Annotated in this window: 24 protein-coding genes; 17 read left to right on the forward strand and 7 right to left on the reverse strand. The window is 38.3% G+C overall.

From position 1 onward, the window contains the following. Positions 1-508 precede the first annotated feature (508 nt). Both FJQ98_RS03860 and FJQ98_RS03865 read right to left on the reverse strand, forming a co-directional pair. Positions 509-2,500 carry an S-layer homology domain-containing protein gene (locus FJQ98_RS03860; protein WP_053596405.1) on the reverse strand — a complete coding sequence of 664 codons (1,992 nt, stop codon included), beginning with the start codon at positions 2,498-2,500 and terminating at the stop codon, positions 509-511. A 406-nt stretch (positions 2,501-2,906) separates the two neighbouring features. Further along, complete coding sequence (locus FJQ98_RS03865) at positions 2,907-4,286, reverse strand: S41 family peptidase (RefSeq protein WP_053596404.1); 1,380 nt, start codon at positions 4,284-4,286, stop codon at positions 2,907-2,909. 150 nt (positions 4,287-4,436) lie between these two features. On the opposite strand from FJQ98_RS03865, the gene FJQ98_RS03870 reads away from it, so the two are divergent. After that, a complete protein-coding gene (locus FJQ98_RS03870) occupies positions 4,437-5,006 on the forward strand; it encodes a hypothetical protein (protein ID WP_201406623.1) in 570 nt (189 codons plus the stop codon). Positions 5,007-5,029: 23 nt separating this feature from the next. Beyond that, positions 5,030-5,272, forward strand: a complete 243-nt coding sequence (locus FJQ98_RS03875) for a hypothetical protein (protein ID WP_201406624.1) — start codon at positions 5,030-5,032, stop codon at positions 5,270-5,272. Positions 5,273-5,451: 179 nt separating this feature from the next. On the opposite strand, the gene brnQ is transcribed toward FJQ98_RS03875, so the two are convergent. Then, entirely contained in the window at positions 5,452-6,771 is a 1,320-nt protein-coding gene (brnQ, locus tag FJQ98_RS03880; protein ID WP_053596403.1) for a branched-chain amino acid transport system II carrier protein, read from the reverse strand. A 255-nt stretch (positions 6,772-7,026) separates the two neighbouring features. Between brnQ and FJQ98_RS03885 the strand changes: the two genes are divergently transcribed. Further along, positions 7,027-7,932, forward strand: a complete 906-nt coding sequence (locus FJQ98_RS03885) for a C40 family peptidase (protein WP_053596402.1) — start codon at positions 7,027-7,029, stop codon at positions 7,930-7,932. A 14-nt stretch (positions 7,933-7,946) separates the two neighbouring features. Beyond that, entirely contained in the window at positions 7,947-8,291 is a 345-nt protein-coding gene (locus FJQ98_RS03890) for a hypothetical protein (RefSeq protein WP_143114984.1), read from the forward strand. A 42-nt stretch (positions 8,292-8,333) separates the two neighbouring features. Here FJQ98_RS03890 and FJQ98_RS03895 read toward each other — a convergent pair whose 3' ends face one another. Beyond that, on the reverse strand, positions 8,334-9,227 hold the full coding sequence (locus FJQ98_RS03895; RefSeq protein WP_053596401.1) for an accessory Sec system S-layer assembly protein: 894 nt from the start codon (positions 9,225-9,227) through the stop codon (positions 8,334-8,336). Beyond that, on the reverse strand, positions 9,227-11,590 hold the full coding sequence (gene secA2 / locus FJQ98_RS03900) for an accessory Sec system translocase SecA2 (RefSeq protein WP_053596400.1): 2,364 nt from the start codon (positions 11,588-11,590) through the stop codon (positions 9,227-9,229). The genes FJQ98_RS03895 and secA2 overlap by 1 nt, the downstream gene beginning before the upstream one ends. 224 nt (positions 11,591-11,814) lie before the next feature. On the opposite strand from secA2, the gene FJQ98_RS03905 reads away from it, so the two are divergent. From FJQ98_RS03905 to FJQ98_RS27125, 6 genes are read left to right on the forward strand one after another with little or no spacing between them, the layout of a single operon-like run. Next, the gene (locus FJQ98_RS03905; protein ID WP_053596399.1) at positions 11,815-12,876 is read left to right on the forward strand and encodes a glycosyltransferase family 4 protein; all 1,062 of its coding nucleotides are present in this window, start codon (positions 11,815-11,817) and stop codon (positions 12,874-12,876) included. Between the two features lie 28 nt (positions 12,877-12,904). Continuing rightward, positions 12,905-13,036, forward strand: coding sequence for a hypothetical protein (locus FJQ98_RS27120; RefSeq protein ID WP_277815970.1), 132 nt, complete (start codon positions 12,905-12,907; stop codon positions 13,034-13,036). Continuing rightward, a complete protein-coding gene (locus tag FJQ98_RS03910; protein ID WP_143114981.1) occupies positions 13,033-13,308 on the forward strand; it encodes a hypothetical protein in 276 nt (91 codons plus the stop codon). The genes FJQ98_RS27120 and FJQ98_RS03910 overlap by 4 nt, the downstream gene beginning before the upstream one ends. Next, positions 13,305-13,790, forward strand: a complete 486-nt coding sequence (locus FJQ98_RS03915) for a hypothetical protein (protein ID WP_201406625.1) — start codon at positions 13,305-13,307, stop codon at positions 13,788-13,790. Before FJQ98_RS03910 ends, FJQ98_RS03915 begins: the two co-directional genes overlap by 4 nt. Continuing rightward, positions 13,720-13,908, forward strand: a complete 189-nt coding sequence (locus tag FJQ98_RS03920) for a hypothetical protein (protein ID WP_143114975.1) — start codon at positions 13,720-13,722, stop codon at positions 13,906-13,908. Before FJQ98_RS03915 ends, FJQ98_RS03920 begins: the two co-directional genes overlap by 71 nt. Next, positions 13,905-14,033: a hypothetical protein gene (locus tag FJQ98_RS27125; RefSeq protein ID WP_281399245.1), complete on the forward strand. Its 129-nt coding sequence runs from the start codon at positions 13,905-13,907 to the stop codon at positions 14,031-14,033. The genes FJQ98_RS03920 and FJQ98_RS27125 overlap by 4 nt, the downstream gene beginning before the upstream one ends. A gap of 79 nt (positions 14,034-14,112) precedes the next feature. Here the strand turns inward: FJQ98_RS27125 and FJQ98_RS03925 are convergent, their stop codons facing one another. Together FJQ98_RS03925 and FJQ98_RS03930 are read right to left on the reverse strand one after the other, a co-directional pair. Then, positions 14,113-15,171: an LCP family protein gene (locus FJQ98_RS03925; protein ID WP_053596397.1), complete on the reverse strand. Its 1,059-nt coding sequence runs from the start codon at positions 15,169-15,171 to the stop codon at positions 14,113-14,115. Positions 15,172-15,313: 142 nt separating this feature from the next. Then, positions 15,314-15,949 (reverse strand): YigZ family protein, encoded by a 636-nt coding sequence (locus tag FJQ98_RS03930; RefSeq protein ID WP_053596396.1) that lies wholly within the window; start codon positions 15,947-15,949, stop codon positions 15,314-15,316. 165 nt (positions 15,950-16,114) lie between these two features. Here FJQ98_RS03930 and FJQ98_RS03935 point away from each other — a divergent pair, with 165 nt between their 5' ends. From FJQ98_RS03935 to FJQ98_RS03965, 7 genes are all read left to right on the forward strand, one after another. After that, on the forward strand, positions 16,115-17,263 hold the full coding sequence (locus FJQ98_RS03935) for a sensor histidine kinase (protein ID WP_053596395.1): 1,149 nt from the start codon (positions 16,115-16,117) through the stop codon (positions 17,261-17,263). Positions 17,264-17,298: 35 nt separating this feature from the next. Then, the gene (locus FJQ98_RS03940) at positions 17,299-17,973 is read left to right on the forward strand and encodes a response regulator transcription factor (RefSeq protein WP_053596394.1); all 675 of its coding nucleotides are present in this window, start codon (positions 17,299-17,301) and stop codon (positions 17,971-17,973) included. A 375-nt stretch (positions 17,974-18,348) separates the two neighbouring features. Next, positions 18,349-18,894 carry a nuclear transport factor 2 family protein gene (locus FJQ98_RS03945; RefSeq protein ID WP_053596393.1) on the forward strand — a complete coding sequence of 182 codons (546 nt, stop codon included), beginning with the start codon at positions 18,349-18,351 and terminating at the stop codon, positions 18,892-18,894. Positions 18,895-18,965: 71 nt separating this feature from the next. Next, positions 18,966-19,127: a hypothetical protein gene (locus FJQ98_RS03950; RefSeq protein WP_158003081.1), complete on the forward strand. Its 162-nt coding sequence runs from the start codon at positions 18,966-18,968 to the stop codon at positions 19,125-19,127. Between the two features lie 563 nt (positions 19,128-19,690). Then, a complete protein-coding gene (locus tag FJQ98_RS03955; protein WP_053596392.1) occupies positions 19,691-20,533 on the forward strand; it encodes a DegV family protein in 843 nt (280 codons plus the stop codon). A gap of 154 nt (positions 20,534-20,687) precedes the next feature. Further along, positions 20,688-22,055 (forward strand): ATP-dependent helicase ComFA, encoded by a 1,368-nt coding sequence (locus FJQ98_RS03960; RefSeq protein ID WP_053596391.1) that lies wholly within the window; start codon positions 20,688-20,690, stop codon positions 22,053-22,055. Further along, positions 22,052-22,642, forward strand: coding sequence for a ComF family protein (locus FJQ98_RS03965; RefSeq protein ID WP_053596390.1), 591 nt, complete (start codon positions 22,052-22,054; stop codon positions 22,640-22,642). Before FJQ98_RS03960 ends, FJQ98_RS03965 begins: the two co-directional genes overlap by 4 nt. Positions 22,643-22,713 lie beyond the last annotated feature (71 nt).

Genomic DNA, 22,713 nt, shown 5'->3' on the forward strand with positions numbered 1-22,713 from the left:
AGAAGGGCGTGCTATGAAGATAGTCTTTATCCTGGCATAGTTGATATATAATAGATATATTTTATCCACTGATTATTTTTATGTTTGCATGTAGGTTTTTATGTATAGATAAATAAATTTTGTTTGGGGCTAAGAAGAGGGGTGTTTTCAAAGGCTCGAGTAGGTTAGGGAAGTGTTCGGCTAGTCGTGAGAGCTGATCAGATAGGAGAAAGAAGTTATAGCCTCCGACAGATGTCATAGAATCGGAAAGGAGCTCGTATTCGATGTTAGCCTCAAATCGCCGTGTTCATGCGGTAACGGCTAACTAACCAAAACGATGTCCTGTGGCATTACCGAAAGGAGAGACATCGTGACGGCCCTCATACAGGCCTAAGCACAATGTCGATTCAGGATGAAATTATATCGAGACATAATTGATAGAATCATTCAATTTGCCATCGGTTTTGGTAAAGATATTAAACTATCGAAAAAGGCTGCTCCGAAAATAATCGGAGACAGCCTCTAATTGCTACTTCACGGTATTAATGAATTTAACATAGTCTTTATTGATATAGGCTGGTTCCGGGTGGAGTTTATCAGAAAGTACCTGATACCAACCATTAACATTTGTATCGGTTACAATAACGGGCATACCGCTTTTATTAAATGTGTAAAGTGGACTTTGACTTGTTGATGCATCTGGACGAACATTTAGACCTGCTGTTGTCGTAAGGCCAATTTTGTATGGATTTTTTGCATCTTTAAAGCCTAAAGCTTTTTCAGTACGGTAGTAGTGTCCAGCGATTTTAGCACCCCAAAATGGATCAGATGCATACTTCACGTTAAAACCGACTTCCTTAGAGCCAACTACTGCACCATTTGTGTAAGGACCGCCTGGTGTAATGTAATTTGGCTGCAAGAACTTATCAACAAGCTCATTAATATTGGCTGCAACACTATCAAACTTTTTATTTAGTGGATTCGTGTCATATACATATAAACCAAACAAGTTGTTGAGATCTTGAGCATGGGGACTCATACCATATGCGCTCTCATGCTGGGCAAGCGATAAAATAAGCATGGCATTAATGTGATCATTTGCTTCGACTTCTTTTAAAACTTTCCCTAAACCGATTAACTTACTTTTCTTTGTCGCATTCTTATAAAGACTAGCCCCAGAACTTTCAAGCTCAGCTAACTTTTGCATAATGTAATTATCTAGTTCTGCTGCTGAATATTGAGTTTCCGCACGTGCAGGTAAAAATTGATAGTAATTATAGGCTTCACCTTTCGATGAGCCACTAGCATTTGTGAAATTAATGCCATTCCAGCTAAAGTACTTTTCGCCTTGCTTCATGAAGTCTGGTGCTTTTCCGTACACATAGCTAGAAGAATATTTATTTGATTTATAATCATATAAAGTATGTTTAATCTCACCATTCTCGTTTGTATAGTAAGAACGGCCTTTACTTAAAGCAGATGGGATTAAAGTGACATCGGCATGTTTTAAATACCCAACATGACCTGCTAAACTAACTTTTACTTGTGTCGCATCACTGCTTAAATACTGCATTTCTGTATTAGCAGCAACAGAGATTTGATCTTTAATTGTTTCTGATTTAAGTGCTACATAATCATTAGTTACAACATAACCAGATGACATTTTCATAATTTTATCATTTTGCGTAATGACAAGTGTATTTTTTGTCAAAGCTTTTTCGGCAGTATCAAAGCTAGAAAAGCCTTGGTTCCCAACAAGACTGCCATTTGAAATTTCTTTTACGATGAACTTAATAGAGTTGCCATTACCAGTTTCACCGTTATTCCCTGTATTTCCGTTATTGCCGTTATTCCCTGTATTGCCAGTATTTCCGTTGTTACCATTATTACTAGTATTGCCACCATTATTTTTAACATCGTCCGCTAGACGTATCAAGCGTAGTACAAATGTAGATGCCTCGCCAATTGTGGCATTATCTTTTGGTAAAAATAAGCCGTTCGAGCTACCTTTAATAAGCCCTAATTCTGCTCCAATCGCAACGTCTTGGCGGAAGTCTTTAAAAATAGCTGCATTATCCTTAAAAGTAGTGGATGGCGTACCTTTAGGGATTTTTAGATAATCAACAGCTCTAATCAGCATAACTGCCATATGCTCTCTTGAAATACGTGCATTTGGCTTAAATGAACCATCTGTATAACCTGTGATAATCCCAGCAGTAGCGGCAAGTTTAATATCTGTTGCAAACAAATATGTATCTGGGACATCTGTAAACGTAATGTTACCTTTTGTCTCAAGGTCTAAAGACTTTGCTATGTAAGTAGCAAATTCACCGCGTGTGACAGTGTCATTTGGACGATAGCTTCCATTTGCATCTTGCTTTAATGCATCTTTGGAAATTAAATAGCGTAGACCATCTTGATGCATATGCCCTGATAGTTCATCAGCATATGCCATTTGGGGTTGCCAAATGAGCAAGCTAACAAGTGTCATTAGCATCATTAAAATTGATAGTTTTTTCATAGTTTGAACCCTCCTAAGCTTCTATCATTTTAACAAAGTTAGAGAATTAAAATAAGGGTCTAATGTTAGAAATTACATAAAATATGCCAAAAAAATTGAACATTGACTATACTTTTGAGCTATGTAAATTGAAATCGATAGTTTGGCATAGGAGGTGGAAGAATTAGAGGCTTTATAAAACAATGAATTAGTTCGGAAGATGAAGGCATTTAAAATAATAAGTGAGGTGTTAGAGTGTATATTTTCAGCCCATAGATAGTTAAAAGTGCAAAGAATTCATGTTTGCGACGACGAATAATCGCTACTGCTTTGAATAATACATCCGCACGAATAGCTGGATCTACTTTTTTAGTTTTTCTAAAAAAACCTCTCACCGACATTGAACTTAAATGGTGAGAGGAGTTTTTTAATTTTTCATTGTTATATGCAGATAAAAACCTTTCTGCACTTTGTTAGCTTTTTGTGTCTTTGGATGGACAAGGAGCATATATTCTTGCCCTGGAGATAAAGGTTTTGATGGGGTTACAATTAATGAACGACCATCTACTTTAGCTGTAATAGGCACTTCATTAGCGCCTAAAGCAATTAGCTGAACCTTATCCTCAGACAGTTGTGAAGGAAGTGCAAAAGGGATTTTCACAGTTAATTTTTTAGGATCCGAAACATTTTTCAAGCTTGTAAGCTCTTTATAATTTGTATATTGTGTTTTGAGTGCATCATAATGAGCTTGAAAAATAGGTGGCGTTTTTGTTTCAATATTTGGTTTCACGCCTACTTCATGAATTGTATGACCAGAAGGACCTGTAAATTTACCGACAGTCAGCTTTAAGTAGCTTCCATCACGTAGTTCATAAAAGCCTTGCATGGCACCCTTACCATATGTTGTTTCACCATATAAAATGGCAGAATGCTGATCCTGAAGAGAGGCAGATAACATTTCAGATGCACTTGCACTATATCGATTGACGAGAATACGTGTATCTAATGGGAATTTTACATCTTGAGAGATTACACGAACTTTATAAGAGGCATGGGCTTCTTCTAGTAAATAGGCGATTTTAGCATTTGGGAATAGACCAGCAAGTTCCTCCATGGTTGCGACATAACCTCCACCATTATTCTGTAAATCAAAAATAAATGATGTAGCGCCACGCTGTTGTAATTGAATAAGCTCTTTCTTCACGAGTTGTGCACCATCTTCAGAGAAAGATGACATCGATATATAACCTACATTCCCAAAAAGTAATTCAGATTGTACATTTGGTAAGGTGAATTTTTTGCGTGTAATGGCTTTAGTAGAAGTTGTGCCATTTTCATGTTGTAATGTAAGGGTAACTTGAGTACCTTCATCACCAATCAATAGGGAAGAAGTTTCCTGTGTTGAACGCCCGACGATGGTTTCCCCATTAATTGCAATAATAATGTCTCCAGCCACGACACCACCATCAAAGGCTCCACTATTCTCGATTACTTGTAAAATATGAATGCCATCTTCATGTTCTTCGATAACTACACCAATCCCAATTGTTGATAGATTAATGCTATTCATAAATTCCTCAAATTCTTGTTGCGTAAAATATGTTGAATATGGGTCTAGCATATCAATGATTTCGTCAATAGTTTTAGCTTTTTGCAAATTACCATTGATAGTCCCAACATAATTTTCCGTAATAATTTCCTTGATTTCCTTTACAAGCTGTTGTTCATTGCTTGCAGCAGAAGCGTTTGTAAATGGAAAGATGAAAAAGCTTAGAACAAATACGAAAGACCACAATACTTTTTTCATAGGACACCTCTTTTCAATTTACTTTTAGTATACATGATTTTCCATATAACCGTGAATAGGAAAAGAGGAGATTTACTAGAATCCGCATGCCTTTTACCGAAAAATGTAAATCTATGCAAGATTCGTAGACAGTCGTTCTCTAAAAGAAGCTTGAGGCTTACTTGCCAAAAGCAAGCAGATTCTATTTATCTAATAAATGTAGAAATTAGAAAAATATCATTTATCTTCATTCAGAAAATATTTTTTGTAGCGAAAGCAAAGCGCCAGCTACAGATGTTTTTTGTAGCGAAAGCAAAGCGCCAGCTACAGATGTTTTTTGTAGCGAAAGCAAAGCGCCAGCTACAGATGTTTTTTGTAGCGAAAGCAAAGCGCCAGCTACAGATGTTTTTTGTAGCGAAAGCAAAGCGCCAGCTACAGATGTTTTTTGTAGCGAAAGCAAAGCGCCAGCTACAGATGTTTTTTGTAACGAAGGCAAACCGTCAGCTACAGATGTTTTTTGTAGCGAAAGCAAAGCGCCAGTTACAGATGTTTTTTGTAGCGAAAGCAAAGCGCCAGTTACAGATGTTTTTTGTAGCGAAAGCAAAGCGCCAGTTACAGATGTTTTTTGTAGCGAAAGCAAAGCGCCAGTTACAGATGTTTTTTGTAGCGAAAGCAAAGCGCCAGTTACAGATGTTTTTTGTAGCGAAAAGCAAAGCGCCAGTTACAGATGTTTTTTTGTAGCGAAAGCAAAGCGCCAGTTACAGATGTTTTTTGTAGCGAAAGCAAAGCGCCAGTTACAGATGTTTTTTGTAGCGAAAGCAAAGCGCCAGTTACAGATGTTTTTTGTAGCGAAAGTAAAGCGCCAGTTACAGATGTTTTTTGTAACGAAGGCAAATCGTCAGCTACAAATGTTTTATGTAGCGAAAGTGCAACGTCAGCTACAGAAGACTCCCACCTCAAAATTCAGCGAAAGCAAAGAAGTTAGTTGGGAGATGAACTGCCTATAAAAGCTCGATTGGTGAATAATCAGTGGGGGATGAAGAAAACCTCCACTGATTAAAGTGAGGGCATTGAAAAAGTCGATTTGCCACAAAGAATTGTGATGCAAATCGACTTTTTTGAGTTTCTAAATCCAACAAAAGAAGAATTTCTTTAGTTTTTCAGTGCCCTTGATTAAAGTTTCACTCTATTTTTTTATAAGCTTATGAATAATCAAGCCGATAAGCGCGCCGATAATTGCAGGTACAAGCCATCCTAGACTTTGCTCGTAAAATGGTAAAGCTTTTAATATGCTCTCGTATGGCGCAATTTTAATATTCATTTCCTTCAAACCATCATACAAACTTACAAAGAATGTTGGAATTAATGCTAAAATATAAACAATTTGTCCACCTTTAAAGAAGTTATCGACAAGCGACAATACCATTAACACCATTGCAAGTGGATAGATAATTAATAATACAGGCAGTGATGCACTAATAATTGTGGAAAGACCAATGTTCGTAATGGCCATGCTTAAAATAGTGAAAATGACTATAAATGTTTTATACGAGATTCTTGGAAATAGCTTGTTAAAAAACTGAGCATTAGCATTTAATAAACCTACAGCAGTAGATATACAAGCTAGTAAAATTGTAACAGATAGGATAATACTCCCGAGTTTACCGAAAAGCACTTCAGCTGATTTTGCAATAATAATACCGCCATTATCAGAAATGCCAATCGCATCAATACTAGTGTTACCAATATGGCCAAGTGAGATGTAGACAAATGATAAGCCAATAGCGGCAACAATTCCCGCGAAAATCGTCGTTTTTACTTGCTTTTTAGTATCTGACATCCCCATGCCGCGCAACGCTTGTAAAATAACGATACCGAAAACGAGTGCGCTCAGTACATCCATTGTTAAGTAGCCTTGAACAAAGCCTTCAGAAAAAGGTGATACAGTGTATTTACCTATTGCTGTCCCAGGTTCACCCATTGGAGAAACAAAGCTTTTAACAGCTAATAATAAAATAACGAGCAATAGAACAGGTGTTAAAATTTTCCCCACGCGATCTATAAGCTTTGTAGGATTAATAGCTAGGCATAGTATTAAGGCAAAAAACAATATAGAAGTAATGAAAAGTGGTGCCCAATGATCAGCTGCTGCCTCTGGAAGAAATGGTGCAATCCCAATTTCATAGGACACAGAGCCTGTACGAGGTACTGCAAAAAATGGTCCAATCGCTAAATAAACGATGGATGTAAAAATAACACCAAAGATAGGGCCGACACGATTCGCAAGTAATTGTAGGTCGCCACCCGCTTTCGCAACAGCAACGATTGCTAATAAAGGTAAACCAACACCTGTTATTAAGAAACCAATCATTGCTGGCGTAATATACTCACCAGCTTGTTGACCTAATAATGGTGGGAAGATAATATTTCCAGCACCTAAAAACAGAGCAAACAAAAGTAAACCTACTGCTAAATTCTCTTTGATGAAAAGCATTATGTTTTTCATAAAAAAATTAAAAACTCCTTTAAGATTGAAAAGATAAAACTTTCTAAAAATTTTAAATACAGAAGTGTATGTTATCATATGACTACTAATCTTGCAATTAATAATCTATTGTAATTCGTCGGAATCTGTCGTATTCAATAAGATTAATAAATTGTTTGAAAAATAGTCAGTTTTTCCGATATATGATTACTAAAATATCTAGTATGATAGAAGACACACAAGGAAATATTCTAGCACGAACGGAGGAAATTTGATATGAAAAAGACAAAAAAATTGAGAATCCTTGCTTTAAGCACTATTGCTACTTCATTTTTAGCACTACAGACCGCAGAAGCAGCGACCTATACCGTACAAAAAGGAGATACTTTATCTAAAATCGCCCAAAACCATCAAGTAACAATACAAGACATAAAAAGTTGGAACAATTTAATGAATGATACGATTTATGTAGCGCAAAAACTTGAGATTTCAAAACAATCTACTAATGAAACAGTAAAACCTTCAAATCCATCAACAACAAAACCAACAACTCCATCAAAGCCAACAAATGTTTCCTATACAGTAGTTAAAGGTGATACATTATCAAAAATTGCTAAGCAATATAATGTGACACAAAAGGAAATTAAAGATTGGAATGGACTTACGGCAGACACTATTTTCATTGGACAGGTATTAAAATTAACTTCAGTAGCTACAATACCTGACGGCGAAACAATACATAATGGCGGAACTTCAGGTGCGGGAACACCATCAGTAAATTCTAATGATCCTTCAGCTAATGGACAAGCTATTTATAAGAAAACGATAGAAGTAGCTAATACATTAGTCGGAACGCCGTATCTTTATGGTGGTAACACACCAGAAGGCCTTGATTGCAGTGGCTTTATCTACTATGCCTTTAATCAGGGTGGCTTAAAAATAGGAAGAGACAGTAGCGAAGGATATTTTTATGGTAAAACAACACAAGTTAAAAATCCGGTAGCGGGAGATTTAGTATTTTTCGAGAATACGTATAAAGCTGGAATATCTCATATGGGTATTTATCTTGGTAATAATAAATTTATCCATGCAGGTTCAAATGGTGTTGAAATCTCGGATGTTACGTACTCTTACTGGTCTACAAAATTAGTAGCTTATAAACGATTCGACGCTGTGAAATAAAATAAAAGCGATTTTTGCATATACGCAGAAATCGCTTTTTTTTATGGAAGGGAGGCGAATACCCGCGGAAAAGAAGTGAATACCCGCGGAAGAGAATCGAATACCCGCGGAAGGGAAGCAAATACCCGCGGAAGAGAGGTGAATACCCGCGGAAGAGAAGCGAATACCCGCGGAAGGGAAGCGAATACCCGCGGAAGAGAAGCGAATACCCGCGGAAGGGAGGTGAATACCCGCGGAAGAGAATCGAATACCCGCGGAAGGTAAGAATACCCGCGGAAGAGAAGCGAATACCCGCGGAAGAGAAGCGAATACCCGCGGAAGAGAAGCTTCACGTATCACCGATAGAAATCATCAAATGAAAAAATCCCTTCTTTCTATGAAAAAGAAGGGATTTCGATATTTTATTGTGTTACGCGTGCTGTCCAACGAGAAAGATCTGCATCTTTTGCGTCAACAAGCTCTGCAGGGAAGACAAATGTCCAAGGCTTCGTTGAGTTTGGTTGTACAGTTAATACTGGATCCATTGTAAATGAACCGTTAGCAATTTGTTTACCTGTTGCATCTACAATTTCTAGCGGTAATTGTTCTAGATTAATAGCTTTATTGTGTCCGTTACGGATGAAAATCGATACATTTAGATTGCCATTATCAGCCAGCTTTGCTTGTAAGCCAGTGAAGTTTACTTCAGTTTCACCTAACTTTGGTAAAGTATCGACGATTTTGGCTAGCTCTTCTTTTTGAGCTGCAGGTAATTGTTTTTCCCATGATGGATCTAATTCTAATTGATGACCACGAAGGGAAACAAGATTGAAGGCAATTTTCCAACCATCTTCAGGGACTTCATCTACTTTAATTGTAGATTTTTCAAATTCGAACACCCATGGGCGAGCGCTTTCTGCTGGAATTGTGCCAAGTGCTTTAAAATCGAATTTTTTAGATGCTACAAGCTCGTCATTTTTATCCATAATGAAAAGTTCAATTTCACCTAGCTCGATTGCTTGTGGTAAGGATGAGCGGAAAAATGCACGAACAAGCCATTTACGTTTGTTTTCTTCAATACTAATAGAAGAAAGAGATAATTGATTTGGTTTCAATGGTTCTAGCTCATTTGAAAGGAAGTTGAAAATGTATTTTTGCTCCTGTGGTACATCCCAATCTGGATGGAATGAAAGCTTTGTCTCAACATCACGATTGTCGCCTGAATTCGTTGTAGCGTTTCCTAGTAAGTCTTTTGAGTCAATTGTGTTTTCTTGAACGATTTTGTCCGATTTTTTAAAGAATGAAAATAAGCCCATTATTGTTCCTCCTGTTGTGCCTCAATTGTTTTCATGAAGCCAGTAATCTCTATAATAATAGAACGACGTAATTCTTGGAAATTCTTACCGAATAACTCAAGTCCTTCACGTTGGTAAATTCGCATTGGATCTTCTTGTTGGTAATGACGTAAACCAATACCTTCTTTTAAATGAGCCATTACTTCCAAGTGTTTCACCCAGCCACTATCTATGTAACTAAGCATGATTTGTGGAAGAACTTCTATTACTTGTTCATTTTCTGCGAATTTCTCTATATGATTGAGCAGTTCTTGTTCTGAAGGTTGAACGTCAGCTAAAATTTGTTTTACTTTGCCCACTTCTCGGTCAATTGTGACAGACGTAATGAAAAGTGAGTTAAGTGAACTCTCCATTTGATCATAATTCCATTCAATAGAATTAACTTCTTCCGGTGCAGCGTCGAGAACAGCAAACTCAACCGTTTCACGAAGCATTTTTTTTAGCTCGTCCATTAAGTCTTTACCAGCTAAGATTTTGTCACGTAGACCATAAATAACTGTACGTTGGTCATTGATAACATCGTCTAATTTTAGGTTGTATTCACGCATACCGTATTGGGAGCCCTCAACAATTCGTTGTGTACGGTTAATGAGTTCTTGAGCATCTTTATTTTGAATAATGCCTTCTTCATTGACAACCATTTTTGCTGAGAATTTTTCAACTTCTTCTTTTGCGTAACGGCGGAACATATCATCTTCAATAGAGAGAATGAAGCGGCTTTCACCTACGTCACCTTGACGGCCTGAACGACCACGAAGCTGATTATCTACACGGCGGCTTTCATGCTTTTCGGTACCGATGACATATAGACCTCCAAGTGCATGAACTTCTTCGCCTAATACGATATCTGTACCACGACCAGCCATATTGGTAGCTACCGTAATACGACCTTTTTGACCTGCTTGAGAAATAAGCTCAACCTCTTGTTCCACTGTTTTAGCGTTTAGCAATTGGAATTTTAAGCCTTCTTTTTTCAAGCAATCGGCAACTGTTTCAGATTGCAGTATGGACGTTGTCCCAACTAAGACAGGTTGTCCCTTTTCGTGACGACGTTTAGTTTCAGCTGCTACATACTTATATTTATCTTCTTGTTTGTTAAAAATAATATCGGGCTGATCGACACGTTGACGTGGACGATTGGTTGGAATTTGAATAACTTCCATGCCGTACACTTCTCGAATTTCTTTTTCCTGTGTTTTCGCAGTACCCGTCATCCCAGAAAGCTTCGGATACATACGGAAATAGTTCTGAATTGTAATTTGTGCCTGTGCTTTATTTTCGTCGGTAATCGTTACATTTTCTTTTGCTTCAATCGCTTGATGTAAGCCATTTGATAGTGAACGACCTTCTAAAATACGACCTGTGAACATATCAACAAGCTCGATTTTGTCATCCTTTACGATGTAATCAACATCACGTTCAAACATGACATGAGCACGAACAGCTTGGATAACATAATGGAAAAGTGATTGGTGCTCTAAGTCATACAGATTATCTATATTGAATGCAGCCTCAACTTTTTCAATACCTTTATCTGTTAGGGAAGTAGCTTTTGTTTCATCATCAAAATCATAATCTTCATCTACTTTGAAGCGTTTAGCTAACATAGATGAGATGCGATGTAATTCATCGTTAGATGGCATTTTACCAGCGATAATCAGTGGTGTTTTTGCCTCATCGATTAGTACACTATCTACTTCATCAATAATGGCGAAGTGATAAGGACGCTGTACTTTATCAGCTAAGCTGTATGCCATATTATCACGCAAGTAATCGAAACCGAATTCAGTCCCAACACCATATGTAATATCTGCATTATAGGCTTCCTTTTTCTCGTCTGCCTCCATCATTGGTAAATTTAAACCAACTGTTAAGCCAAGGAAACGATGAATCTGTCCAACGAGCTCATAGTCACGTTTAGCTAGGTAATCATTGACAGTAATAACATGGACACCTTTGCCTTCTAATGCACGTACATATGAGGGAAGGGAAGCAACAAGCGTTTTACCTTCACCTGTAGGCATTTCAGCGATATTGCCTTCAGTTAAAACAAGACCACCAATAAGCTGTACATCAAAATGACGCATTCCTAATACACGTTTTGAGGCTTCGCGTACAACAGCAAATGCGTCTGGGATGATGGATGCAATAGACTCATCTTGTTGTAAGCGATCTTTGAAAATAAAAGTCATTTCTCGTAATTCCGCATCTGACTTATTGACATATTTTTCTTCAAGATTATTAATTTGTTCTACTATTTTATAGTAGCGTTTCAATTGACGAGCACTCGTTTGCTCTTTATTACTTTTGAAAATTGAGAACATGTAATATACGCTCCTTTAAAGTTGTCTAAATGCTAGACACTACATTATTCTATCAAATTTTACGAATGGTGACTACATTTGACCCTATAGCATTCTATCAATAGGAAAAGGTGAGAAATATTTGTGAAATGGTGGAAAATGTTTAGAAAAAGTATATTTCAATGCTTGTTCATGCTATAATCAATTTGGATTCCAATGAAGATTATTTTATGAGGAGGAGAGACATGCTTTATGTGTCTTTAATAGCAGCATTCGTTGCTTCCATATTGTTAACTCCACTAGTTAAACGATTAGCGTTCAGAATAGGTGCTGTAGATGCACCAAACTATCGAAAAGTACATGCACGAATTATGCCAAGACTTGGCGGATTGGCGATTTTCCTTGCGTTTTTAATAGCTGTGGCTATATTTTATCCAATTTTGATACACAATGAAAATGGTAGTGAGTTTTTACTATCAATTATAATTGGTGCTTGTATTATCGTAGCAACAGGTGTCATAGATGATATGCGTGAAATTTCCGCAAAGGCAAAATTGGTTGGTCAGCTTGCTGCGGCACTTATCGTTATCTTTGTAGGTGGCATTCAAATTGAAATGGTTAATTTACCATTTGTAGGTGAATTAAATTTTGGATTACTAAGTATCCCTTTAACAATTCTTTGGATTGTTGGTATTACAAATGCCATTAATTTAATCGATGGCTTAGATGGTCTCGCTGCCGGTGTTTCAACGATTGCCCTTATTACTTTAGCAGTCATGGCATTTATTCTGAGCAATATGTTCGTTTTAGCAATCGCATCCATTTTAGCAGCAGCGACATTTGGATTTTTATTTTACAATTTCCACCCAGCGAAAATCTTTATGGGAGATACAGGAGCCTTATTCCTTGGCTTTATGATATCAGTGCTCGCATTGCTTGGATTTAAAAATATTACGTTCGTGGCATTAATTATCCCAGTTATTATATTAGGTGTGCCAATTTCTGATACATTCTTTGCGATTGTTCGTCGTGTACGCATGAAGAAAAAATGGTCTGATCCAGATAAATCACACTTACATCACCGTTTACTGGATATGGGCTTCACACATCGTCAAACAGTACTCATTATTTATGCGATTGCAATGATGTTTGGAATAGCAGCGATCATTTTCTCTATGGCAAAAGTATGGGGTGCGATTTTACTCGTAGCTGTCATATTAACTGCCATTGAAATTTTTGTTGAAATTATCGGACTCGCTGGTAAAAACTACAAGCCGTTATTGAATTTTGTTCGGATATTCAAGTAAATAATAATGCGAAAGCAATCATACATTTTTGTGTGATTGCTTTTTTGTCGACGCTTTTAGAACGACTTTGAAGGAATACCCGCGGAAGGGAAGCGAATACCCGCGGAAGAGAAGTGAATACCCGCGGAAGGGAAGCGAATACCCACGGAAGAGAATTTGAATACCCACGGAAGAGAATTTGAATACCCGCGGAAGAGAAGCGAATACCCGCGGAAGAGAAGTGAATATCCGTGGAATAGAAGCGAATACCCGCGGAAGAGAAGCGAATACCCGCGAAAGGGAAGCAAATACCCGCGGAAGGGAAGCAAATACCCGCGGAAGGGAAGCAAATACCCGCGGAAGGAAAGAGAATACCCGCGGAAGGGAAGTGAATACCCGCGGAAGAGAAGTGAATACCCGCGGAGGAAGCGAATACCCGCGGAAGAGAAGTGAATACCCGCGGAGGAAGCAAATACCCGCGGAAGAGAGGCGAATACCCGCGGAAGAGAGGCGAATACCCGCGGAAGAGAAGCGAATACCCGCGGAAGAGAAGCGAATACCCGCGGAAGAGAAGCGAATACCCGCGGAAGAGAAGCGAATACTCGCGGAAGGAAGAGGAATACCCGCGGAAGAGAAGAATACCCGCGGAAGGGAAGCGAATACCCGCGGAAGGGAAGCGAATACCCGCGAAAAGGAAGCGAATACTCGCGGAAGAGAAGAATACCCGCGGAAGAGAAGCCAATACCCGCGGAAGAGAAGCAAATACCCGCGGAAGAGAAGCCAATACCCGCGGAAGAGAAGTGAATACCCGCGGAAGAGAAGTGAATACCCGCGGAAGAAAAGCAAATACCCACGGAAGAGAATTTGAATACCCGCGGAAGAGAAGCGAATACCCGCGGAAGAGAAGCGAATACCCGCGGAAGAGAAGCGAATAGCCGCGGAAGAGAAGAATACCCGCGGAAGAGAAGCGAATACCCGCGAAAAGGAAGCGAATACCCGCGGAAGAGAAGAATACCCGCGGAAAGGAAGCGAATACCCGCGGAAGAGAAGTGAATACCCGCGGAAGAGAAGCGAATACCCGCGGAAGAGAAGCGAATACCCGCGGAAGAGAAGCAAATACCCGCGGAAGAGAAGCGAATACCCGCGGAAGGAAGAGGAATACCCGCGGATTCATATAAATTATATAGCGAAAGCAACTTTCGATATGATTCCATAAAAAAAGCCTTTCCACGAATTGAAGTGGAAAGGCTATAAGATTTATTGGGCTGGTTCACTCACCGAAGATTCTTCACTTGCAGCGCTGTCAGTATTGTTATTTGTGAGGCTTGATGAAGTTTCATCTAATAAGTCAAGGTGGTTTTTCAAAATTTCTTCTACTTCATTAACAGACTCTTGATTTAATTGATAATAATATATACCAGTAGACATATCATCTGTGCCATCTAATGTTAAAGTGTCAATGCGTGGTACACCTTTTGTTAAATAAGACAAGAAGGATTTCATTTCAGTAAATGTCATATCCGTCTTCATATTATCACCAAGTGCCTTAATTACATCATCGTATTTTGTTATAGAACTAACAGAAGCAGCTTTATTGATAATAGCTGTAAGAATTTCTTGTTGACGCTTACCACGCTCAATATCATTATCTTGTTTACGTGTTCTTGCGAGTGCAAGTGCTTGACTACCGTTTAAATGCTGTAAACCTGGCTCCAAATTGATTGTAAACTTGTCGAATTCGTCTAACTCATGTAAAGCATAAGGTACTTCAGCTTCAATGCCACCTAATGCATCAACCACGTCAATAAAAGCATTGAAGTTCATGCGTACATAATAGTCAATTGGGATATCTAATAATTCTTCAACTGTGTCGATTGTTGCCAGTGTGCCACCTAAAGCATGTGCATGGGTAATTTTATCTTTATATTCTACTTTAGGAATATAAACGTATGAATCACGAGGAATGCTTAGCATTTTAATTGTATGCGTTTTATTATTTAATGTAGCTAAAACCAGTGCATCGGAACGCGAATGATCCGAACCTTGCCCACGATCATCACTATCATCAACACCGACAAATAAGATAGATACATTATCTTTTATCGGCTCTACTTTATTGTCGCGAAGTGTAGAAATGTCTCGGCCTTCTAATTCTTCATGTGCTGAGTTTGCTGCATGTTCTACTTGTTTAGTAAGATAAACACCATAAGCAGTTACACAAATTGCCAAACTAGCAATGAGAAGTAGGGAAATTTTTATAATTAAGGAAGCTTTAGAAGACCTCTTTTTGTACTTATTAGTAGCTTTATTTTTCATTTATATTCTCCTCTAAGTTATGGGGATAATAATACGATTAAACTGAATTTTATTCAAATACAAGTAGTAATATGCTGTTGATAAAATAGTATTTAACATTAAAATTATACTATGCATATTTAGTTTCGACAATTAAAACTATTTATTTCACAACAAATTCGATAAATTGCGCATCCTCAAATGTAATGTTTGCTTGTCCGTTTGTCATTTCGGTTACCCAATTTTGGAACTGTTCTTCTTCCTCTTTTAGCACAGATACAATGATTTCGACGCCTTCCAAGTAGCGAATTTCTTCTAATGTATACGAAGAACCTCGAATTTCATTTTCAACTTTGCCAAGCCATGTGTAATCAACGGCTATTTTCATAAAATGATGAAGCTTGCGTTCAACTACTTGTGCAGCAAGTAAACCTTCAGTTGTCGCTTTTCCGTATGCACGAATAAGACCGCCACCGCCAAGCTTAATGCCACCAAAGTAGCGTGTGACGACAACGACCGTATCCTTTAAGCCTTGTTTCTTTAAGACTTCTAACATAGGGACGCCTGCTGTGCCACTAGGTTCCCCGTCATCGTTTGCTTTTTGAATATGATCATGCTCTCCAATAATATAGGCTGAGCAATTGTGCGTCGCGTTATGATGCATTTTTTTTATGCGTTCAATAAAAGAAATTGCATCCTCTTCCGTTTCTGCACGTTCTATATAAGTGAGAAAACGAGATTTAGAAATAACAATTTCGCTTTCTCCGTATCCTTTTACTGTTAAATAGTTTTCTCTCATCGGTATCAATCTCCTTTAAAGTAGAGTTCTATTCTATAATTTTCATTAAGAAAAAGCATTAATTTTTAGCAGGGTGATGCTATAATAGGTGTAGACTATGGAATATATGAAATTGGTCTATTAAAATGGTAAGTAATCATAAGACATTAGACTGGGGAGTACACTATGTTTTCAAATGATACCTTCGATTTAAAGTCGCTTGATGACATATTTAATCGAATGTTAGATACAATCATGAGCTCAAAGGATGATATCTTTATTATAAGTGAACAAAGCAGAAGAAACTTCGAAGATATGCAAAATGAGCTAGAAATTGTTCGAAAACAAGTTTCAATTGTTATTGATGAAGGCGATGCTTTAGAAAAAAGTACACAGCTTGCTAAACAAAGACTTGTGTTAGTAAGTAAAGCTTTTGATAATTATACCGAAGAACAAGTCAGAGAAGCATATGAAACTGCACATGATTTTCAAGTGAAGCTCTCCGTTATTAGAACACAAGAAAAGCAGCTACGTGATAAAAGAGATGATCTAGAGAGAAGATTAAGAGGATTGCTCGATACGATTGAACGTGCAGATCATATTGTCAATCAAGTAAATGTCGTTTTGAATTACTTAACTTCAGATTTAAGAAATGTTGGTTTAGCACTAGAACAAGCAAAAATGAAACAAGATTTTGGTATACGAATTATCGCAGCACAAGAAGAAGAGCGGAAACGTTTATCTAGGGAAATTCATGATGGACCTGCTCAGATGCTGGCAAATGTACTAATGCGCACTGATTTAATAGATAGAACGTATCGTGAGAAGGGCATTGAATATGCTTTGGCTGAAATTGCTGATTTAAAGAAAACGGTGCGTAATGCATTATCAGAGGTGCGACGTATTATCTATGATTTAAGACCAATGGCACTTGATGATTTGGGAATCGTTCCGACATTAAAAAAGTACTTATCGACAGTGACTGAATATAACCCTGGTGTTGAAGTTCATTTCCAATCGAGAAGTACCGAAAAGCGTATACCTTCAAACTATGAAGTATCTATTTTCCGACTAGTGCAGGAGTGTGTAACAAATGCCATGAAGCACGGGAATTGTAAGGATATTTGGGTGAAACTTGAGTGGTTGAACAATGCCGTAAATATCGTTGTAAAGGATGATGGCAAAGGTTTCGATCCACAGGTAGTTAAAGATCATTCCTTTGGGATTTTAGGAATGAAAGAACGTATCGAAATTTTGGATGGTACAATCTCCATTACTAGTGAGATAAATCGAGGTACGACGGTTTTATTTAAAATTCCGTTAGAAGTAGAGTGAAGCAATTGTTGCAGAAATTTAGGGGGTAAAGACAAATGACGAAGATTATTATTGTAGACGATCACCAGCTATTCCGCGAAGGAGTAAAACGTATTTTAGATTTTGAAGATACGTTCGATGTAGTAGCAGAAGGTGATGATGGTACAGATGTGGTTACTTTATATGCTGAAAATCAACCAGATGTTGTACTAATGGATATTAATATGCCGGGTAAAAATGGAGTAGAGGCTACGGCAGAGCTAATTAGTGAATTCCCAGACGCAAAGGTTATTATGCTATCCATTCATGATGATGAAACATATGTAACACATGCGCTAAAATCTGGATCACTTGGCTATATGCTAAAAGAGATGGATGCTGACGAAATTGTTGAAGCCATTAAAGTAGTCGCGAATGGTGGATCTTATCTACATCCTAAAGTAACTAAAAATCTAGTAGCAGAATTCCGTCGTCTATCTGAGCATGAAAATAAAGGAAACTTCCATCAAACAGAAATTCGTCGCCCGTTCCATTTATTAACAAAGCGTGAATGTGAAGTATTACAATTATTAACAGACGGTCAATCTAACCGTACGATTGGCGAGACACTGTTTATTTCTGAAAAAACAGTTAAAAACCACGTTTCAAGCATTTTACAAAAAATGAATGTAAACGACCGTACACAAGCTGTTGTTACAGCCATCAAAAATGGCTGGGTTGAAGTACGATAATTGCATAGCATTGAATTAAGAGCTGTTTTTAAAGGCTACTATATTATTAGTAGTTTTTAAAGCAGTTTTTTTATGGCTGAACACCTCTGGAAAGAACAACCCTCGTTAGATAAAAATGGATCATCACAAAAGTGAAGCGTCTCATCGGACACGCCCAGTCGGAACGGAAATCAACTACACGATATGGTGATGAGTCACAAAAATGGAGCACTCCTATGGGTAACGGATCTTTGTTAAAAGTGTAGCAATTTAAGTTGTGCAACATTTTAAAAACATGGACGTCTTAAGAAAGATGTAGCACCTAAATATTGAAAATGTACAACAAAATTCATACGACGGGATTTATATGCTACAATATGCGCGGGAGGTTTTTTGATGTTAAAGAAAAGTATTCTAGCAGTTCTTACCTTATTAGTGTTAACTGCCTGTAGTAATAAAAAAGATGAGATAAGTACGGAAGATCGTGCAAAAGTGATTGAAGATGGAACTGTTGGTTTTGAAATGGTTGGCGGTAATGTAGAAAAAGCTACGAATGTACCAGCAGCAGAAGAAAAAGCCATTTTAGCGTCTTTCGATGAGTATATTGCTGCGTTAAATGCAGAAGATATCAATCGTTATATGCAATCAATATCGAAGAATCCAAGAGGCTTTAAGTATGATGAAGAGAAGACTTATGCAGCCGAGGTATTCGACCAATTTGATAGTAAACGTGAAGTAGAAAATGTAACCATTGCGAAGTATAAGAACGAAGAAGCGGAGGTCTTTGCCAATATGACAATGCACGCTCTGCAGGTTGAAACAAACATCGAACATGAAAGTGCGGGGCGTCAAGTAACTGTCTTTGTAAAAGAGGATGGAAGCTGGAAAGTAACGAGCGTCTATTATATTGGAGATGACTCTAAATCAAGCACTGGCCAATAAAAATAAGGAATTTTGAATAAACCTCTAGGGGATTCACACAGCTTCGCCAAGAGGTTATCTTCATTCAGCAGATGTTTTTTGTAGCGAAAGCAAAGCGTCAGCTACAGATGTTTTTTGTAGCGAAAGCAAAGCGTCAGCTACAGATGTTTTTTTGTAGCGAAAGTGAAACGTCAGCTACAGATGTTTTTTGTAGCGAAAGTGAAACGTCAGCTACAGAAGACTCCCACCTCTGAAGGTGGTAAGATGAATGCGGATGAGGTTCCTTTTCAGTGGGTGTCCAAACACCTACTGAATGAAGATAATGCCTCCGGCGGATGTCACGGATTTTGAAAGGAATGAATTGTGCGGGCACAATTCAAAATCCGGACGCATTGTTTATCTGTGCGAAAGCGAAGCGACAGCAACAATTACGCCAAGGCGAAATTGATTATACATAGAAAATGAATGTGAAATGAATGCTAGAGAAACTGGACAAGAAGTTGAACAATCTAGCAGAAGTCTGGAATGATGAAAGAGTGAATTGTACTTACTCCTATTCGAAATTCGGACGAAATTACGCAATGTCGTAATTCATTTCACATTCATTATTTTTTATCTTCATTCAGTAGGTACCTACTGAAATAGAGGAACTCAGTCTAAGAACGCCACGTCCTGTGGCAATGACTGAGTGACCAACGTCGTGTTGGCCTAAAGCCTCCGGACAACATTTTTTATCTGTGCGAAAGCGAAGCGACAGCAACAATTGCGCCGAGGCGCAATTGAATGTAAACTATGTAGAATAGGAGAGTGGACATGGATGAGGACAGCAATCGTAACAGATAGTACTGCATATATTACGGCTGAAGAACGAGCACGCTTAAACATTCATATGATTCCGTTAAGTGTAAATATCTCAGGGCAATTATTTGCAGAAGAAGTAGATATCACGGCATCTGAATTTTATGATAAAGTACGCGGGGCAAAAGAATTTCCAAAAACAACGCAGCCCCCAATCGGAGAATTTGTCTCTCTCTTTGAAGAGCTGGCAAAAGAGCATGATGAAGTAATTTCTATTCATTTATCAAGTGGAATCAGTGGAACATATCAAGGCGCCGTTCAAGCAGGCGAAATGGTGGAAGGCGTTGATGTGTACGCTTTTGATAGTGAAATATCCTGTGCGGTACAGGGTTTTTATGCTATACGAGCAGCTGAAATGGCGGCTCAGGGCTTTTCTGCAAAAGAAATATTCGCTACATTGGCGGACATGCAGCAGTCTATTCGTGCTTACTTCATTGTAGATGACTTAGCGCACTTACAGCGTGGGGGACGTTTGTCTTCAGCAGCAGCATTAATTGGCGGCTTATTACAAGTAAAGCCTGTACTTCATTTTGTGGACAAGGTCATTGTACCTTTTGAAAAAATTCGTACGCGTAAAAAAGCATTAAAGCGTGCGGAGGAGCTACTGGCTGAGGATGCTAAAAAATATGAAGCGATGGATGCGGTTGTGATCCACGCCAATTGCCAGGCTGAAGCAGAAGAATGGCTAGCACAACTAGCAGCAACCTACCCGAACGTTAACTTTAAATTGAGCTATTTCGGTCCCGTTATCGGCACACACTTAGGTGAAGGCTCAATGGGACTAGGCTGGACAAAAAAATAAACTTAGGTAAGACAGTCTCTACAGCAAATTTGTAGGGGCTGTTTTTTTATTTTGTATCGCCGGAAGAAGTAAGAGAGTCGCTGGTAAGCCCATGAACATCGCCGATAAACATACAAACATCACCAATAAAAAAATCACAGGAAGGAGCAAAGCAATGAAATACAAAGGTTGGTTGTTGCCACCAGCATTACGAGACTTTCATGAAGGTCGTATTTGGTTAAAGGAGCATACCCCATTTTCAAAGGAAGATATCGAGAAATCGATCCACCATAAATACTTCCATATAATAGAAGGAATTCAAAAAGTGCCTCATCTAGAATGCAATCGTTGTCATAATGATGATCCACAGCAATTTACAACGTTTGATTGTTCAAAGTGCCAGCAACAATGTATTTATTGTAGACATTGTCTGAATATGGGCAGAGTGAGTAGCTGCACGCAATTGATAATCTGGATTGGCCCACGCACAATTAGAACAAGGAAGCATTCACTTAAATGGGCAGGTCAATTTACAGTGCTTCAACAGCAGGCAGCAAATGAAATGTTAGAAAGTGTTAAAGTAAAACGTTCCCACCTTACGCATGCAGTGTGTGGGGCAGGAAAAACAGAGCTACTTTTCCTAACTGTTCATTATGCTTTAGAGCAAGGCTTACGGGTATGCATTGCTACGCCTCGTACAGACGTAGTGCTAGAGTTATATCCACGCTTTCAAAAAGTCTTCCCGCAATCGATTATCCATGCTTTATATGGTGGATCACCAAAGCAGGGGGGCTATGGACAGCTTGTGTTGGCTACAACTCATCAGCTTTATCGTTTTGAACGAGCCTTTGATGTCATGATTGTTGATGAGGCTGATGCATTTCCGTATACATTTGACGAAACCTTACAAAGAGCCGTGCAAAAAGCAAAAACAGAGAACGCACCGATATTATTTGTCACAGCAACACCTTCGCAAAAATTACTGACCCAGTATCAAAGTAAAAGCTATTCATTTATCCCGAAGCGCTATCATAATTGTCCATTACCAGTTCCACGATTTATTTCTTTATGGAGCTATGAAAAAAGCTTAAAACGAGGAAAAATTCCACGAAAGCTGAAACAATGGACGGAGGAGCGTCTTGCACAAAAAGAGCCCTTTCTATTATTTTTCCCGAAAGTAGAATTAATGAAAATAGCAACGCCTCTTTTTCAGCTATTAGATGCAAGCATTATGGCGGTTCATGCTGAAGATCCTGATCGTAAAGAAAAAGTGCTTAAACTACGTCATGAAGAAGTTCCTGGTTTACTCACAACAACCATTTTAGAAAGAGGGATTACGATAAAGAATGTGCAGGTTGCTGTTATAGGGGCAGAATCGACAATTTTTACTTCCAGTGCACTTATACAAATTGCAGGGCGAGTTGGGCGGAATGCTAATTTTGCAGATGGAGACGTTGTATTTTTTCATCATGGCATAACAGTTGAAATGGATGATGCGCGTATAAAAATCCTTTATTACAATAAGAAAGGATTTCCGCAATGAATAAAATTGAAACACGTTGCTTATTATGCTCACGTCCTTTGCAATCAGCAATTTCATGGAAAATACTTTTAACAAAACAATTTCAGTCAACCATCTGTGATAAGTGTTCGGCTCGATTTGAACATTCCCCGGCTGCAACTGCACTTTACCAATATAACGACGCTATGAAGGATTATTTGCATCAATATAAATTTCTTCAGGATGTCGCCCTTGCCAAAGTATTTCGGCAGGAGCTACATGCACGATTCAAAAATGAAAAAGCAACCATTATATTGATTCCAATGCATCCCCTTAAGCAAAAGGAACGTACCTTCTCACATATGGAGGAGCTATTAAAGGCTGCCGATATTCCCTTTACGCAACTTTTAGAAAAGACGACTACAGAAACGCAAAGTTCTAAAAATAGAGAACAGCGAATACAAGTAGCTCCTCTTTTTCGTCTGATGACTGGTGCGCATGTAGAGCATAAAGAATATCTTCTTTTTGACGATATAAAAACTACAGGAACTACTTTGCGGCACGCCAGCGAGATTTTATTAAATGCAGGTGCCCGAAATGTTCGATGCTTTACGCTAATTAATGGATGAAAATGCTAATGCATTGTGTATAATAGATTATGAGTATATAAGATTCGTATAGTGTTGTTAGTTATGCCAAG

The organism is Lysinibacillus agricola (assembly GCF_016638705.1).
Taxonomy (GTDB): domain Bacteria; phylum Bacillota; class Bacilli; order Bacillales_A; family Planococcaceae; genus Lysinibacillus; species Lysinibacillus agricola.

Bases quoted from the DNA above. Each gene is read 5' to 3' on its own strand.
- FJQ98_RS03860 (WP_053596405.1), bottom strand. From the start codon at position 2,500: ATGAAAAAACTATCAATTTTAATGATGCTAATGACACTTGTTAGCTTG.
- FJQ98_RS03865 (WP_053596404.1), bottom strand. From the start codon at position 4,286: ATGAAAAAAGTATTGTGGTCTTTCGTATTTGTTCTAAGCTTTTTCATC.
- FJQ98_RS03875 (WP_201406624.1), top strand. From the start codon at position 5,030: ATGTTTTTTGTAGCGAAAGCAAAGCGCCAGTTACAGATGTTTTTTGTA.
- brnQ (WP_053596403.1), bottom strand. From the start codon at position 6,771: ATGAAAAACATAATGCTTTTCATCAAAGAGAATTTAGCAGTAGGTTTA.
- FJQ98_RS03885 (WP_053596402.1), top strand. From the start codon at position 7,027: ATGAAAAAGACAAAAAAATTGAGAATCCTTGCTTTAAGCACTATTGCT.
- FJQ98_RS03895 (WP_053596401.1), bottom strand. From the start codon at position 9,227: ATGGGCTTATTTTCATTCTTTAAAAAATCGGACAAAATCGTTCAAGAA.
- secA2 (WP_053596400.1), bottom strand. From the start codon at position 11,590: ATGTTCTCAATTTTCAAAAGTAATAAAGAGCAAACGAGTGCTCGTCAA.
- FJQ98_RS03905 (WP_053596399.1), top strand. From the start codon at position 11,815: ATGCTTTATGTGTCTTTAATAGCAGCATTCGTTGCTTCCATATTGTTA.
- FJQ98_RS03925 (WP_053596397.1), bottom strand. From the start codon at position 15,171: ATGAAAAATAAAGCTACTAATAAGTACAAAAAGAGGTCTTCTAAAGCT.
- FJQ98_RS03930 (WP_053596396.1), bottom strand. From the start codon at position 15,949: ATGAGAGAAAACTATTTAACAGTAAAAGGATACGGAGAAAGCGAAATT.
- FJQ98_RS03935 (WP_053596395.1), top strand. From the start codon at position 16,115: ATGTTTTCAAATGATACCTTCGATTTAAAGTCGCTTGATGACATATTT.
- FJQ98_RS03940 (WP_053596394.1), top strand. From the start codon at position 17,299: ATGACGAAGATTATTATTGTAGACGATCACCAGCTATTCCGCGAAGGA.
- FJQ98_RS03945 (WP_053596393.1), top strand. From the start codon at position 18,349: ATGTTAAAGAAAAGTATTCTAGCAGTTCTTACCTTATTAGTGTTAACT.
- FJQ98_RS03950 (WP_158003081.1), top strand. From the start codon at position 18,966: ATGTTTTTTGTAGCGAAAGCAAAGCGTCAGCTACAGATGTTTTTTGTA.
- FJQ98_RS03955 (WP_053596392.1), top strand. From the start codon at position 19,691: ATGAGGACAGCAATCGTAACAGATAGTACTGCATATATTACGGCTGAA.
- FJQ98_RS03960 (WP_053596391.1), top strand. From the start codon at position 20,688: ATGAAATACAAAGGTTGGTTGTTGCCACCAGCATTACGAGACTTTCAT.
- FJQ98_RS03965 (WP_053596390.1), top strand. From the start codon at position 22,052: ATGAATAAAATTGAAACACGTTGCTTATTATGCTCACGTCCTTTGCAA.